Here is a 15,883-nt window from a genome sequence, read left to right as displayed (position 1 = left end):
AAAATTTAAAGATTTATTTTCTAGAAATACCTTCATTATTTCTTCTTCAACTTCTATTATTTCCTCCTGTTTTAGAAAGAAGTAATTTTCAGTTAGATATCCTAACATTTCTTTTTCTTTATATTCATTTAGAACAACTTTAAATAATATATTACTTATATATAAATTAATAATATCTCTAACTCTTTCACTGTAACTATTATCATCACATAATACTTTTATTATATGACTATCTAATTCCACACTTTCTACAACTCCTATTTTTATGTCTTTTTTCCTAAGAACTAACCTTAAATCTTGTATTTCATATACAAAATCCAAATCGCTATTGTAAACAAGTTTTAATACAAGCATGGATTACACTCCCTTTCTAATAATAGTATGTATAAAAAAATTATCTATATTCAGAAATTATTTCTTAGTAATCGACAAATAAATATTAATATTTTATAATAAGTTAAAAATATAATAGGAGATTTATATGATTTGCTTTATTGATTACAGAACAACACAAAGAGAAAAAGATATCTTAGCTTCTCTTAATCTAAAAATTATAGAAATTCCAAAATCTAATGATATATATACAGCTATAAATGGTCATGTAGATATTCAATTAAATATATTAGATAAAAAGTCAAAAAAGGTAATAATTAATAAAAATATGGATAAAAGCTTTAAAGAAAACTTATCCAAATTAAATATACAGTTTATAGAAAGCGAAAAATTTCTAGAACATTCCTATCCTAATAACATTTTTCTAAATGCTTTAATACTTGATGAATACTTTGTACACAACTTAAAATATACAGATAAAAACCTATTAAACTTTCATAAAGATAGAACTCTAATAAACGTAAAACAAGGTTATACAAAATGTTCATGTTTACCTATTTCTAAAAATGCACTGATAACTACTGATGTCGGTATTTATAAAATCTTATCTAATTACAACTTAGATATATTATTATTACCTCCAGGAGATATTATTTTAGAAGGCTTAGAATATGGCTTTATAGGTGGTACAGGTGGTTTAATTAATGATGACACAATAGCATTCTTTGGTAGCTTAGATTATTATAATTATGGTAATGAAGTTAAAAAGTTTTTAAAAAAGCATAATGTTACCCCTATATACTTAAGCAATATGAAATTACATGATAGAGGTAGTCTATTTGTGCTTTAGTCTTTTATATAATACGTTTAACTAATATAAATGTTTCTATTTTTATAAATAAATAAGGTGCTCTCGCGCAATGTAAAGTTACCCTTTGTTGCGATAGCACCAATAATTTTTTTTATTCTATATTAAAATTTCTTTAATTTGTTGAATTTTCTTCATAATATCTTTGTTCATTAGTTTATTTTCTATACAGAGCTTATCTAAAATTTTATTTACTTCTAATAATGCTTTTTCCTTTTCTTCTATGGATTGATTTCCACGTCCTAGTTTATCACAAATAAAAAGAAGTATTATATCATTATAGGAACTACTCTTAATAAGTGCAGGAATATCAGAAAAAGGTAAGTCTTTCAATATATATATATGATGCATATGAAAACTTACTATTTCAGCTATCATTTCTGCCCTTTCTTTATCCATATAATCTATAAGTATTTTATAAGTTACACTTTTACCAACCTTATCATGATTATAAGATCTGTATCTTCCCTTAATGAATTTAGTAGTTTCTATTTTCCCAATATCATGAAATAATGCAGCCCACATAAAAGCTTCAGTATTTATTGCAAAACCTTTAATCTTAGCGGCAGTATCTATAACTAATTTAGTGTGATTCCATACATTTCCTTCTGGATGAAAATTTTTATCTTGAGGAATATTTTTAAGCTTATTTAAAATATTAAATTCGCTTTCTTTGAAATCTTCCTTATTCATTAAAACTTCTAACTGCATTGAAGGTTTATCTTCATTCATCAATATATTAATTAACTTATTATATACATCCATTTTTATCACCTCCAAGATATATTATTTCAAATAAATTAATTTTTATTTTATGTATCAAAACATATTTGTAAACATAAACTATAAATATATTAGGCACTATAGCCAAGCGGTAAGGCAGAGGTCTGCAAAACCTCTATCCCCCAGTTCAAATCTGGGTGGTGCCTCCAAAATCAAAAAAGACACTGAAAAGTTATGCTATCAGTGTCTTTTTTATATTATTGTCTTGCTCTATTTAATATTTCACCAATTTCTTCATTAGTAAATTTATATGCAGCATTGCAGAAATTACATTTTATTTCTTCTTCTTTTCCTTCATTATATATTTCTTCTAAGTCTTTTTCACCTATAGATATTAATACTGATTCAACTTTTTCTCTATTACAATTGCATTTAAATTCTGGTTCTAACTCTTCTAATATATTTAAATCCATACCATCAAATATGTACTCTAAAACTTTTCCAATGCTTCCATGTTCTAATAACATAGTTGTTATTGATGGTATTTCTTCTAATCTATATGTAAGCAAATCTGAAAGTAATTCATCTGCATCTGGCATCATTTGAATTATGAAACCACCAGCTGTCTTTATTGTATAATCTTTATCAACTAATACTCCTAATGCTACTGCTGAAGGTGTTTGCTCAGATACTGTGAAATAATAAGCTAAATCTTCCCCTATTTCTCCAGTATAAATAGGAACTTGACCAACATATGGGTCCTTCATACCTAAATCCTTTATAACAGTAAACTCACCATTAACTCCTATATATCCGCCTACATCTAATTTCCCCTTAGAGTTTAATGGTAAATTACCATAAGGATTACCTATAAAGCCTTTAACTATACCACCTTGGTATGCTGTTACTGTAACCCCCTTTGCTTCTCCACCACCATTTATTTTTAAAGTTATAACTTCTTTATCTGATTTTAAAGTAACACCCATTAAAGATCCAGCAGTTAACATTCTACCTAATGCTGCTGCTGCAACAGGTGTACATTCATGAACGCTCGTTCCTGTATTAACTAAATTTGTTGTTTCTCCAGCAATAATTCTAATCATTCCATCTTTTGCTGTAGCTCTTATAATTTTATCCATTGAAAATCCTCCATTTTTTATTTTTTTACTACATATACAATTCTTTCTGTTTTATTATTTACTTGCTTTTCGGTATATCCATCAAACTTTTCTACTATTTTTAATCCAGCAACTTTTAATTTTTCTTCAATAAAGTCTTCTGTGTAAGCTCTTTCTAAATGTTCCTCTTCAAATCTTTCGTATAATTCATCTCTCTTAACAAAGAAAGTCAAATACATACTTAATAAATCTTCTTCAAAAACATTTTCCCAAGTATAAAAAACTTCTTCTTCACTATATGTGTATATATTATTTCCTAAAATACTTGAAAGCTTATAATATGAATTTATATCAAAAATGAATAATCCATTATCATTTAAATGCTCTTTAACCTTTATAAAATAACTCAAAAGTTTTTCTTCTTCAATTATATAATTAGTTGAATCTAAGGCTGAAGTTATTAAGTCAAATTTTCTATTTAAACTTAATTCACTCATGTCCTGACAAATAATTTTACATTTTATTTTTTCTTTTTTTAATTTATTAAAAGCTTCTCTTAACATATCTTCTGATAGGTCAACAGCAAAAGACTCATTGAAATTTTTAGCCAGTCTTAAAGTTAGATTTCCTGTTCCACAAGCAATGTCTAAATAATTATTAAATGTAATTTTTTCTTTATTACATATATCAATTACCCTTGAGCACATAGAATCGTAATTTATATCTTCATAAATTAGTTCATCGTAAATTTCAGCAAAATCTCCATATGCCAAAGTAATCCCCCCCATTTTATACTTTTCTAAAACTATATTAAAGGTAATTTTTCCTTTAGTCAATGCTACATACAAAAGGATTAGAAAATAAATTATTTTCTTCCTAATATTTCATCGTTAGTTGGTATTTTAAGCATTCTTTTTCTTTTTGTCATTATACCACCTATTCTGCCTGTTTCTTCAGCTGTAAGGCCTCCCCATCCATAAGAATCTACCTTATCTTTCAGTCCTAGCTCATCGGCAATTTCGTATTTAATTTTTTCTCTTAAAATTTCTGCTTCGCTTAATTCTTTATTTGATTTAATTTTAGATTTAATTATTTTTTTTAAAGGTGTTTTACTCATTATTATACCCCCTATATTTGATATTAATATTTTCCCCAAAATACTTATCAATATACCTTAAAATAATTAATCACTATCTAAGTATAATATTTATATATTGTAATAAAGTATTGAAATTTTTGAATATTTTAACTATAGTTATTAGTAAGCATATTTTATGCTTACTATAATAAAAAGGGGGAAAAGTTTATGTACAATGTTGCTATAGTTGGGGCTACTGGTAACGTAGGTAGAAAATTTTTAGAAATTCTAGAAGAAAGGAATTTTCCAATAAAAGAACTATATCTTTTTGCATCAAAAAGATCTGCTGGTTCAAAACTTACATTTAAAGGTAAAGAATTTATTGTTGAAGAAACTTCTGAAGATAATATTAAAAATAAAACAATTGATTTTGCTTTATTTTCAGCAGGTGGAGATGCAAGCTTAAAATATTCACCAATATTTTCTTCATATGGCGCTGTAGTTATTGATAATTCTAGTGCTTTTAGAATGGACAAGAATGTTCCATTAGTTGTACCAGAAGTAAATCCAGAAGATATTAAATGGCATAATGGTATAATAGCTAATCCAAATTGTTCTACAATTCAAGCTATGCTTCCATTAAAGGTTTTGCTAGATAACTATGGAATAAAAAGAATAGTCTACTCTACTTATCAAGCTGTGTCAGGTGCAGGTATACAAGGAATAGCTGATTTAGAAAATGGTTATAAAGGCCATAAACCTAAAAAATTTCCTTATCCTATAGCTGGAAATTGCCTGCCACATATAGATGTATTTCTAGAAAATGGTTATACAAAGGAAGAAATTAAAATGATTGAAGAAACAAAGAAAATTCTTCATAATTCTAATTTAAAAATTACAGCAACTGCTGTTAGGGTTCCTGTTTTAAATAGCCATAGTGAAAGCATTAATGTAGAACTAGAGAAACCATTTGATTTAAAGGATATTTTAAATTTATTTAATAATACAAAAGGAATAACTCTTTATGATGATATTTCTAAAAATAAATACCCTACAGCACTTTATGTTAGTGGTAAAGATGATGTTTTCCTAGGTCGTATTAGAAGGGACTACAGCTTAGATAATGGGCTAAACCTATGGGTGGTTGCAGATAACATTAGAAAAGGAGCTGCTTTAAACGCAGTCCAAATAGCTGAACTATTAATAGGGAGTGATAATTAATGGCAATTTTTAAAGGCTCTGCAGTAGCCATCATAACGCCTTTTACTTCAAATAATAAAGTTAATTATGAAAAATTAAAGGAACTAATAGAATGGCAAATTGAAGAAAAAACCGACGCTATCGTAATTTGTGGTACTACTGGCGAAGCAAGTACCATGAGTAAAGAAGAAAGAGAAAAAACGATTAAATTTACTGTTGATATAGTTAATAAGAGAGTTCCTGTTATAGCTGGTACTGGTAGTAATAACACTGAAACATCAATTGAGATGAGTAAATATGCCGAATCTGTTGGAGTAGATGGATTATTATTAATAACACCATATTACAATAAAACTAATTCTAAAGGCCTATTTAAGCATTATGAAGCAATTAATAATGCAGTTAACACACCTATAGTATTATATAACGTCCCAAGCAGAACAGGGGTTAATATAAGTCCTAACGACTTACTAGAATTAATCAAGTTAAATAATGTTGTTGCCATTAAGGAAGCTAGTGGCAATATAAGTCAAATCGCTGAAATGAAAGCTTTATGTAAAGACACTATAGATATTTACTCAGGTAATGATGACCAAATAATACCTATAATGTCTTTAGGTGGAATAGGAGTAATATCTGTACTTGCTAATATATGTCCAAAAAGTGTCCATGATATGGCATACTACTATTTAAATAGTGATATAAATAAAGCACTAAAGCTTCAATTAGACCTTATAGACTTAATTAAAATGCTTTTTAAAGAAACTAATCCAATTCCAGTTAAAACAGCTTTAAACCTTATGGGTAAAGATGTTGGTGACTTTAGACTTCCTTTATATGAAATGGATACTAAAAATCTAACCTTACTAAAGGAAACGTTAAAAAAATATAATTTAATTTAAGGAGGAACTATGGTAAAAATATTATTAAATGGTTGTTGTGGAAAAATGGGACAAATAATAGTAGAGTCATCCAAGAGTTTCTCTAATGTAGAGATAGTGGCTGGAATTGATAAATATCCTAATGATAGAAATGACTTTAAAATATTTACTAATGTAAATGAAGTGGATATAGATTATGATGTATTAATAGATTTTTCAAGACCTGAAGCACTAAAAGACTTGCTTAATTTATCAATAATTAAAAATAAGCCTATAATATTATGCTCTACAGGTTATAGTGAAGAAGATTTAAAATTAATTTCAGAAAAAAGCAAAATAATACCAATTTTCAAATCTGCTAATATGTCTCTTGGAGTTAACTTAATTAATTCTTTACTAAAAAAGATAGTTCCAATTTTATATGATAATTATGATATAGAAATCATAGAAAAGCATCATAACCAAAAAGTGGATTCTCCAAGTGGTACTGCTCTTTTATTGGCTGATACAATAAAAGATTCCATATCAGATCAAATTAAATATGTCTATGGTAGAGAAGGGATTTCAAAAAGAGAAGAAAATGAAATTGGCATTCATGCTGTTAGAGGCGGTTCTATAGTTGGTGATCATGATATTTTATTTGCTGGCTCTGGTGAAGTTATTGAACTAAGCCACAAGGCTTTATCAAGAGAAGTATTTGCTGTAGGCGCTTTAAAAGCAGCAGAATATATGAGTAATATAATATTACCAAGACTTTATAATATGGAGGATGTTCTAGGAATTTAAAGGCTGTTAACATAGCCTAATTAAAAATTTAAAATGTAAAATGAAGAATTATTTTTAGTAATTTGTTCCAAATCACTAAAAATATATTTATATAAACTCCTTCTGAGTTTATATCTTCATTTTACATTTTTTTATTATTAATTTTACATCCATAACAAAATTACCTATTTATTAATGTATGTATTTCCAGTTTAAATATTTAATTAAGTGGAAAGATATAATATAACTATAACTAAGGAGGATTACAAATGACTAAAGATAGCCAACCTGATAATAAAAAAGCTAGAATGGAAAAGTGTAATTACCAAACACCAATAACAGAAGAAGGCCACAATCATAATCCAAATGCAAAACATAAATCTATAAAACGAGAAGGATTCTCTAGTGAGCATTTTAATAGAGCTGGAAATTAAAAAAGAAGAGTCATAAGACTCTTCTTTTTATAAAATTTTATTGTTCTTCAATATAAGCTTTATCAAAGAATACATGTCCTAAAGTAGAAACTCTAACACCTTTAACTTCTGGTTTAGCAGCCTTAACCTTAGTGTAATAGTATAATGGGATTATTGGCATCTCACTCATTAATATATCTTCAGCTTGCTTCATGATTTCCCATCTCTTATCTTGATCAGCTTCTTTCTTAGCAGCTTCTACTAACTTGTCATATTCAGCATTTGAATATCCAGCATCGTTATTTCCGCCACCAGTTACCCATAAATCTAAGAATGTCATAGGATCAACATAGTCTCCAGACCATCCATGTCTAGCTATTTCATATTGTCCTTCTTGTCTAGTATTTAAGAATACCTTCCATTCTTGGTTAGTTAATTCTACATTAACACCAATCTTTGCCCAGTCTTGTTGTATAGCTTGAGCTATTAATTTGTGGTCTCCTTCTGTATTGTACATAAATTCTAAAGTAGGAAGACCTTCTCCATTTGGATATCCAGCTTCAGCTAATAATTTCTTAGCTTCATCTATATTAGCTTTATTTGCATCGTAGTATTCTCTATCTGCAAAATCTTCACCATTTCCATTTAAAATTCCCTTTGGAACAAAGCTATATGCAGGAACTTGTCCTGATTTAGTAACATTTTCAGTAATAGCTTTTCTATCTATTGATAAAGCTAATGCTTTTCTTACTTTTTCATTACTTAAAGCTTTTTTAACATCTTCTGATAATGTTGATTGCTTACCAACGTTCATTACTAACATATATGTTGCAAGGTTTGGATATATTGTAACTAATCCCTCTTCTTGTCCTTTAGCAATTTCTGCTGGTGGTACAGTATCAACCATATCGAATTCACCAGATTTTAATGAAGCATAAGCAGTATTTTGATCTGTAACTAACTTCCATACTAAACCTGGAAGCTTAATTTCTTTAGCATTCCAATATTCTTCATTCTTTTCGAATATTAATTGATCCTTCATATCCCATTGAACTAATTTGAAAGGTCCATTTGAAACATAAGTTTCTGGTTCATTAGCCCAACCATCTGGATTAGCAGATACTATATCTTCTCTTAATGGCATATAAGTAGTAAATGCAGTAAGTTCTGGGAAGTAAGCTGTTGGAGCTTCTAAAGTAACTTTAAGTGTATTATCATCAACAACTTCGATACCTAATTCTTCTCTAGTAGCTTCTCCATTATAGAACTTTTCACCATTCTTAATATAGAATAATTGATAGTTGTATTCAGAAGCAGTTTCTTTAGTTAACGCTCTTACCCATGAATACTCAAAATCTTTTGCAGTAACTACTTGTCCATCAGACCATTTAGCATCTTTTCTTAAAGTAAAAGTATATACTAAATTATCATCAGAAACTTCCATTTTTTCAGCAACTCCATAAATTGCCTTTTCATTTTCATCAAGTCTCATTAGCCCTTCAAATGCATTGTCAATTATTGAACCTGCCCCTGATGAAGTATTTAATGTAGGATCTAATGTTTCTGGATCCTCTCCTAAATTATAAATTAATTTTCTTCCACTATCTCCTGAACTACTATTTCCACAACCTGCAAAAACAGACATTCCTAAAGCAAGTGTTAGTGCAACTGCACAAATTTTTCTAAGCTTATTGCTCTTCATTGTATTTCCCCCTTAATATATTTATTTATAGAAATTGCTTAACGCAATAGCTAACTATTTATTAAATAAATGACATGATACAAAGTGTCCAGGTTCTACTTCTTTAAGTTCAGGATCTACTTCACCACAAATTGGCATAGCATATTTACATCTACCTTTAAATCTACAGCCAGGAGCTGGATCTATTGGTGATGGTATATCACCTTGTAAAACTATTCTTTTATTATTTTTAGCTACCTTCGGATCTGCTATAGGAACAGCTGAAAGTAATGCTTGAGTATATGGATGCTTAGGCTTTAAGTACACAGCATCTGCTGGTCCTTTTTCAACCATTTGTCCTAAATACATAACCCCAATATGTGTTGATATATGCTTAACCATTGATAAATCATGAGCTATAAATAAATATGTTAGTCCAAATTCTTCTTGAAGCTCTTCTAACATATTAATAACTTGAGCTTGAATAGATACATCCAATGCTGATATAGGCTCATCACATACTATAAAATCTGGTTGTACTGCAAGTGCTCTTGCAATACCTATTCTTTGTCTTTGCCCACCTGAAAATTCATGAGCATATCTATTTATATGACTTCCATTAAGTCCAACTCTATCTAAAAGATATCTTATTCTTTTAGTTCTTTCTTCACCTTTATATAATCCATGAATATCTATAGCTTCACCAATAATATCACCTACAGTCATTCTAGGATTTAATGATGCATATGGATCTTGGAATATCATTTGCATATTCTTTCTTAAAGAAACCATTCTCTTTTCACTAAAATTAGTTATATCTTCACCATTAAATATAATTTGACCTGATGTTGGTTCATATAGTTTTAATATTGTTCTTCCAGTAGTAGTCTTCCCACATCCTGATTCACCAACTAAACCTAATGTCTCTCCTCTTTTTATTACAAAAGAAACATTATCTACAGCCTTAACAAAGCTTTTTTTACCAAAAAGACCTTTATTTATAGGGAAGTACTTACAAAGATTCTTAACTTCTAAAATAACATCATTATTCTTTTCCATTATTCTTCCCTCCTTATTGGTGACTCAACCTTTGGTGCATTTTCATGACATAACCAGCACGCAACTCTATGTCCTTCAGATACGTCAAACAATGGTGGTTGCTTTTGTAAACAAACCTTCATTGCATATTTACATCTTGCTGCAAATGGACATCCAACTGGTGGTTTTAATAAATCTGGTGGTTGTCCTTCTATTGGTGTTAATTTTTCTTTCATTTCACTCTTAGGGTTAGGTACACTATTTAATAATCCCCATGTATATGGATGTTTTCCATTATAGAATATATCTTCATCAGATCCTTCTTCTACAACTATTCCACCATACATAACGTTAATTCTAGTACAAAGATCTGCAACTACTCCTAAATCATGAGTTATTAATATAATAGAAGTATTTATTTTATTCTTAAGATCTTTCATTAAATCTAATATTTGAGCTTGAATTGTAACATCCAATGCTGTTGTTGGTTCATCTGCTATTATAAGCTTTGGATTACAAATTAAGCTCATAGCAATCATAACTCTTTGTCTCATACCACCTGAAAATTCATGTGGATATTGTTTTAGCCTACTTTCCGGGCTTGGTATTCCTACCATATCTAACATTTTGATTGCTTCTATATTAGCTTCTTTTTTGCTTATTTTCTTATGTTTAATTAAATGCTCTGTTAATTGATCTCCAACTGTAAATAAAGGATTTAAAGATGTCATAGGGTCTTGGAATATCATTGCCATTTCATTCCCCCTAATATCTTGCATATCATCTTCAGTTGGATTTGTTATATCTTCTCCATTAAAAACTATTTGATCAGCTTCAATAATTGCATTATCTGCTAACAATCTCATTATTGACATCATAGTAACTGACTTACCACAACCAGATTCTCCAACAATCCCTAAAGCTTCTCCTTTATTTAAATATAAAGAAACTCCTCTAACAGCTTGTACATCACCTATATGTGTTCTAAAGGAGGTCTTCAAATTTTTAACTTCCAATAACTTACTCATTCGTCATTCCTCCTACTTCTTATTCTTAGGATCTAAAGCTTCTGTCAAGCCATCACCAAATAAGTTAAACGCTAAAATTATTAAGCAAATAGCCCCTGCTGGGAATAATAATTGATATGCTGCTGTGCTTAATAATCCACTAGCATCATTTGCTAAAGTACCTAAAGATGCAAGTGGTGCATTAATTCCTAATCCAATGAAGCTTAAAAATGCCTCAGTAAATATAGCTGAAGGAACAAATAAAGTTAATGTAACTAAAATAGATCCAATACAGTTTGGTATTAAGTGTCTAAATAATACTCTTGTCTTTGAAGCTCCTAAAGCTTTAGCTGCAAGAACAAATTCTTGTTGCTTTAATTGAAGGATATCTCCTCTTACTATTCTAGCCATACCAACCCAATATGATATTGCCATAGCTAAAATTATTGTTACAAGTCCAGTAGATCCTTCTTTTTTAAATGTTGCCATTAAAATAATTACATATATTTGAGTAGGAATAGAATATAAAACATCTACTATTCTCATCATTATATTATCTACTCTTCCTCCAAAGAAGCCTGCAACTCCACCATATAGTACACCAATAACTAAGTTAATTGCTGCAGCAGATATAGCTATTATTAGTGAGTATCTAGTTCCATACATAACTCTTACGAATAAATCTCTTCCTAAATTATCTGTTCCAAACCAATGCTGTGCACTTGGTCTTAAATCTGTTGCTTGTAAATTCGTATCATAATATGTGTATCCTAGAATTTTTTCCATTAAAATAGGTCCTAAGAACGCACAAATAACTATTACTATAATCATTAATAATGAAACTATTGCTACTTTATTATTTTTTAATCTTCTCCAAGCATCAGCCCAATAGCCAACGCTAGGTCTTACTACTTCTTCAAACTTTTTTTCATCTTCACTTAAAGGAGTAAATAATTCTTTATCAATACTTAAGTCAACTTTTAAATTTTCCATTTCTTTACCCCCTATTAACCTTCAAGTTTAATTCTTGGGTCTATTAATACATACACAATATCAACTAAAAGATTGCATATAACTATTAATGTACAATAAAATGCTGTTACTCCTAATAATGAAGTATAATCTCTATTAGTTATTGATAATGTAAATTCATTACCTAACCCAGGAATAGCAAATATTTTTTCAACTACAAAGGATCCAGTTAAAACTCCTGCTACTAATGGTCCTAAGTAAGTTACTACTGGAATTAATGAATTTCTTAATGCATGTTTAAAAATTACTGTTTTTCCACTTAAGCCTTTAGCTTTTGCTGTTCTTATATAATCTGACTTTAATACGTCCATCAATTTACTTCTTGTTAATCTTGTTATAAATGCCATAGAACTTCCTGAAAGTGCAAGTACTGGCATTATATAATTCTTAGGCTTACTTAATCCAGTTGCTGGCAATAATCCAGCCTTAACTGTAAAAATATAGATTAAGAAAGTACCCATTACAAAGCTTGGTATTGTTATTCCTATTGTAGCTAATATCATACATACATGATCTGGCCATTTTCCTGCCTTTAATGCAGCTATTATTCCTAATGATACCCCTGCTATAACAGAAAATACTATTGATACCGCTCCAACTTTAGCTGAGTTAGGGAAGCTTTTCTTTATTGTTGTTAAAACATCTCTTCCTTTATACTTCATTGATTTACCAAAGTCACCTTTTAATAAGTTTTTCATATAAATTGCATATTGTTCTCCAACCGGCTTGTCTAATCCATATTTTTCATTTAATTGAGCTTTCATCTCAGGTGTAGTTTTTTCTCCGTCAAATGGACCACCCGGCATCATCCTTACTAGAAAGAAAACTATAGTAACTACTGCCCAAACAGTAATTAAACTAGTTAAAAGTCTCTTTCCTATATACTTTACCATTTGTGTTCAACCCCCATTCATTATTCTACGCACATTCCAATTTGTAGATATTAATAATTATATTATATTATAAGAAATTGTCAAATAACATTTTAAAATAACACTATCTATTTTAATAATATATCAATAAAATTGTAGTTTTTTTTTCAATTGTTAAAAGGTATGTGGCTATTTTAGAAAACGCTTACACGCCCTATATTTCTAATATTCTGCAAGTATAAATATTAATCCTTCATTTTTCCTAATTTTTATTAATGTATCAATTTTTTAAATTATTTCATTCTTTCCTAATGAACTTATATGGACATTCTTTAAAATTTGTTCACTCTATACGAACAAACTTAATAGTTATAACTATATATTTAAAAGAATTTAAAAGCATATTTATTCATAAAAACACCCACTAATATGAATAAAGTTCTATTAGTGGGTGTTTTTTATTTATTATATCTTTTTATAAACTTTTCAATTCTATTTAAAGCTTCTTCTAATTCCTTATGTGAGTAACAATATGATATTCTAATATAACCTTCTCCTCCTGCTCCAAAGGCATCCCCTGGAACGCAGGCAACTTTTTCTTCATATAATAGTTTTTCACAAAACAATTCAGATTTTAAATTATATTTCTTAATTGAAGGAAATATATAAAAAGCTCCCTTAGGGGAAATAAAATCCATATTCATTTCTCTAAGCCTTTCTTCTACATAAGACTTTCGCTTTATAAACTCTTCCTTCATATAATCTACATTATAAAGTCCATATTTAAGACCTTCTAACACTCCATATTGCCCTATTGAATTAGTACATGAAACATTATATTGATGAACTTTCCCAATTTCATCAAGCTTTTCTTTTTTAGCTGCAAGGAAACCTACCCTAATTCCTGTAACTGAAAACATTTTAGAAAAACCACCAATATATATTACATTATCAATAATATCTTCATTCATTGCTATACTGTAATATTCGTCATAACAAATAGATTCATATAATTCATCACTTATTATAGTAAGATTATTTTCTTTTATAATTTCTATTAATTTGTTATATTCACTTTTACTTAATATAGCTCCAGTTGGATTAGATGGATATGACAAAATCATGTGGTTGATATTTTCTTCTTTTATTAATTTATTTATCATTTCAAAATCTAAAGAAAAATCATCCTTTAATTTATAATTTACAACTTCTCCACCTATTATTTTAACTATATTCTCATAAGCTGGATAGCCTGGAGTTGGAATTAAAACTTTATCCCCTTTGTTTATTATAGAAACTAAAGAGGAAAATAAAGCCTCACTCCCACCTACAGTAACACAAATTTCATCATATTCATAATTAATTCCCTTAGTCTTTAAATACTTTGATATTTCTTTTCTTAATTCTAAAAGGCCAAAGTTATCTGTATATACTGTCTTATCCTCTTTTATAGCTTTTATCATTCCATTTTTTATTTCTTTAGGTGTCTCAAAGTCAGGTTGCCCTAAGGTTAATGATATAGCCCCATCAATATTTTTTACCTTATTAAAAAAACTTCTTATTCCAGACATTCTTATCTCATTTAAATTCTCATTCATTTTTAGCCCCCTAATGCTTAAAATTCTATTCCTTCTCTAGCTGGAACTCCTTCTTCAAAATAATGTTTAATACATTTCATTTCTGTAACTAAATTACTTTTTTCTATTATTTCTTTTGGAACATTTCTTCCTGTTAAGATAATTTCCATAGATTCAGGTTTATTATCTAATATATATAATACTTCTTCTACACTAAGAAAATTATTAGATAATACAGCCATAATTTCATCGATAATTAATACATCACATTTATTTTCCTTAATTACTTCAAGTACAAAGTTATAACCATCTCTAATTTCTAATTTTAATTCTTCTAATTCCTCTTTTGTTAAGTTCCATGTAAAATCCTTTGGTTTTTCAAATCTAAATATTTTAAAATTATCTCCAAGTTCATCTATAGTTTTAAGTTCTCCAGTTTTACCGCCCTTTAAGAATTGTAGCATATAAACTTTTAGCCCATTACCATATGCTCTAATCCCTTGACCAATAGCTGCAGTTGTCTTTCCTTTTCCTTCTCCAGTATAAACTTGAATTAATCCTTTTTCTAATTTCAATTTTATCAACTCCTTTTTATAGATTTTACATTAAGTATAATTTACTTGCAAATAATATTATTATTTACATTTTATATTTCCTAACACTTGCTATCCTTCCAATATATTGATATAATTTTTTCAAATTAATATTAATTTGGGGAGGATTTATTTATGAATTATAATGATTTAACTGATCCTTATGAAATTGCAAAATTTATAAAAGACTCAGTAAAAATAACACCTGTAAAAGCCTATATAAATGGAGATTTAAGCAACGCTGACTTTAATAATATAGAATGGTATGGTAGCAATAATTTTTATATTTTATTTGGAGAATCAAATATCCTTGATAAATTTATAGAAAATAATAGCTCTTTAATAAACCATTATAGAATAGAAAATGATAGAAGAAACTCTGCTATTCCTATGTTAAATCTCTTAGAAGTTAATGCTAGAATCGAGCCAGGTGCAATAATAAGAGATAGAGTAAAAATAGAAGAAAATGCTGTTATTATGATGGGGGCAGTTATTAATATAGGTGCTGAAATCGGTGAAGGCACTATGATAGATATGAATTCAGTTCTTGGGGCTAGAGCTAAAATAGGAAAAAGATCTCATATAGGTGCTGGTGCTGTAGTGGCTGGAGTCTTAGAACCACCAAGTAAATCTCCATGTGAAATAGGAGATGATGTATTAATAGGTGCAAACGCAGTAATTAAACAAGAAGATGTAACAGTAGA

General features: G+C 28.7%; 17 protein-coding genes, 1 tRNA gene and 1 pseudogene. 7 read left to right on the top strand and 12 right to left on the bottom strand.

Going from position 1 to position 15,883, the window contains the following annotated elements:
* A pseudogene (locus HUJ77_RS08755) lies at positions 1–354 on the bottom strand (putative sporulation protein YtxC); the annotation flags it as partial.
* Positions 355–481: 127 nt separating this feature from the next.
* Here HUJ77_RS08755 and HUJ77_RS08750 point away from each other — a divergent pair.
* The gene (locus HUJ77_RS08750) at positions 482–1,183 is read left to right on the top strand and encodes a DUF6873 family GME fold protein (protein WP_291708202.1); all 702 of its coding nucleotides are present in this window, start codon (positions 482–484) and stop codon (positions 1,181–1,183) included.
* Positions 1,184–1,300: 117 nt separating this feature from the next.
* On the opposite strand, the gene HUJ77_RS08745 is transcribed toward HUJ77_RS08750, so the two are convergent.
* Positions 1,301–1,966: an HD domain-containing protein gene (locus tag HUJ77_RS08745; RefSeq protein WP_291708201.1), complete on the bottom strand. Its 666-nt coding sequence runs from the start codon at positions 1,964–1,966 to the stop codon at positions 1,301–1,303.
* A gap of 92 nt (positions 1,967–2,058) precedes the next feature.
* Between HUJ77_RS08745 and HUJ77_RS08740 the strand changes: the two genes are divergently transcribed.
* Positions 2,059–2,133, top strand: a tRNA-Cys gene (locus HUJ77_RS08740).
* A gap of 48 nt (positions 2,134–2,181) precedes the next feature.
* Here HUJ77_RS08740 and hslO read toward each other — a convergent pair.
* The 3 genes from hslO to HUJ77_RS08725 all read right to left on the bottom strand — a co-directional run bounded on the left by hslO (position 2,182) and on the right by HUJ77_RS08725 (position 4,159).
* The gene (hslO, locus tag HUJ77_RS08735) at positions 2,182–3,063 is read right to left on the bottom strand and encodes an Hsp33 family molecular chaperone HslO (RefSeq protein ID WP_291708200.1); all 882 of its coding nucleotides are present in this window, start codon (positions 3,061–3,063) and stop codon (positions 2,182–2,184) included.
* 17 nt (positions 3,064–3,080) lie between these two features.
* Complete coding sequence (locus tag HUJ77_RS08730; RefSeq protein ID WP_291708199.1) at positions 3,081–3,815, bottom strand: class I SAM-dependent methyltransferase; 735 nt, start codon at positions 3,813–3,815, stop codon at positions 3,081–3,083.
* A gap of 92 nt (positions 3,816–3,907) precedes the next feature.
* Entirely contained in the window at positions 3,908–4,159 is a 252-nt protein-coding gene (locus HUJ77_RS08725; RefSeq protein WP_291708198.1) for a small, acid-soluble spore protein, alpha/beta type, read from the bottom strand.
* Positions 4,160–4,348: 189 nt separating this feature from the next.
* Between HUJ77_RS08725 and HUJ77_RS08720 the strand changes: the two genes are divergently transcribed.
* From HUJ77_RS08720 to HUJ77_RS08705, 4 genes are all read left to right on the top strand, one after another.
* On the top strand, positions 4,349–5,341 hold the full coding sequence (locus HUJ77_RS08720; protein ID WP_291708197.1) for an aspartate-semialdehyde dehydrogenase: 993 nt from the start codon (positions 4,349–4,351) through the stop codon (positions 5,339–5,341).
* Complete coding sequence (gene dapA / locus HUJ77_RS08715; RefSeq protein WP_291708196.1) at positions 5,341–6,222, top strand: 4-hydroxy-tetrahydrodipicolinate synthase; 882 nt, start codon at positions 5,341–5,343, stop codon at positions 6,220–6,222. The genes HUJ77_RS08720 and dapA overlap by 1 nt, the downstream gene beginning before the upstream one ends.
* A 9-nt stretch (positions 6,223–6,231) precedes the next feature.
* The gene (dapB, locus tag HUJ77_RS08710; protein ID WP_291708195.1) at positions 6,232–6,987 is read left to right on the top strand and encodes a 4-hydroxy-tetrahydrodipicolinate reductase; all 756 of its coding nucleotides are present in this window, start codon (positions 6,232–6,234) and stop codon (positions 6,985–6,987) included.
* 248 nt (positions 6,988–7,235) lie between these two features.
* On the top strand, positions 7,236–7,400 hold the full coding sequence (locus HUJ77_RS08705; protein WP_291708194.1) for a hypothetical protein: 165 nt from the start codon (positions 7,236–7,238) through the stop codon (positions 7,398–7,400).
* A gap of 37 nt (positions 7,401–7,437) precedes the next feature.
* Here HUJ77_RS08705 and HUJ77_RS08700 read toward each other — a convergent pair whose 3' ends face one another.
* The 7 genes from HUJ77_RS08700 to HUJ77_RS08670 form a co-directional block, all read right to left on the bottom strand.
* Positions 7,438–9,081, bottom strand: a complete 1,644-nt coding sequence (locus HUJ77_RS08700) for a peptide ABC transporter substrate-binding protein (protein WP_291708193.1) — start codon at positions 9,079–9,081, stop codon at positions 7,438–7,440.
* 54 nt (positions 9,082–9,135) lie between these two features.
* On the bottom strand, positions 9,136–10,119 hold the full coding sequence (locus tag HUJ77_RS08695) for an ABC transporter ATP-binding protein (RefSeq protein ID WP_291708192.1): 984 nt from the start codon (positions 10,117–10,119) through the stop codon (positions 9,136–9,138).
* Positions 10,119–11,126, bottom strand: a complete 1,008-nt coding sequence (locus HUJ77_RS08690; protein WP_291708191.1) for an ABC transporter ATP-binding protein — start codon at positions 11,124–11,126, stop codon at positions 10,119–10,121. The genes HUJ77_RS08695 and HUJ77_RS08690 overlap by 1 nt, the downstream gene beginning before the upstream one ends.
* A gap of 12 nt (positions 11,127–11,138) precedes the next feature.
* The gene (locus HUJ77_RS08685; RefSeq protein ID WP_291708190.1) at positions 11,139–12,098 is read right to left on the bottom strand and encodes an ABC transporter permease; all 960 of its coding nucleotides are present in this window, start codon (positions 12,096–12,098) and stop codon (positions 11,139–11,141) included.
* 14 nt (positions 12,099–12,112) lie between these two features.
* Entirely contained in the window at positions 12,113–13,030 is a 918-nt protein-coding gene (locus HUJ77_RS08680; protein WP_291708189.1) for an ABC transporter permease, read from the bottom strand.
* 437 nt (positions 13,031–13,467) lie between these two features.
* Entirely contained in the window at positions 13,468–14,607 is a 1,140-nt protein-coding gene (locus tag HUJ77_RS08675) for an aminotransferase class I/II-fold pyridoxal phosphate-dependent enzyme (protein ID WP_291708188.1), read from the bottom strand.
* A gap of 17 nt (positions 14,608–14,624) precedes the next feature.
* Positions 14,625–15,161 carry a cob(I)yrinic acid a,c-diamide adenosyltransferase gene (locus HUJ77_RS08670; RefSeq protein ID WP_291708187.1) on the bottom strand — a complete coding sequence of 179 codons (537 nt, stop codon included), beginning with the start codon at positions 15,159–15,161 and terminating at the stop codon, positions 14,625–14,627.
* 153 nt (positions 15,162–15,314) lie between these two features.
* Here HUJ77_RS08670 and dapD point away from each other — a divergent pair.
* Positions 15,315–15,883: 2,3,4,5-tetrahydropyridine-2,6-dicarboxylate N-acetyltransferase (dapD, locus tag HUJ77_RS08665; protein ID WP_291708186.1), on the top strand; the 569-nt coding region annotated here is incomplete at its 3' end.

The organism is Clostridium sp. (assembly GCF_021443865.1).
Taxonomy (GTDB): domain Bacteria; phylum Bacillota; class Clostridia; order Clostridiales; family Clostridiaceae; genus Clostridium.
Note: the sequence above shows the minus strand (reverse complement) of the source record. Positions and strands in the feature narration are given on the sequence as shown.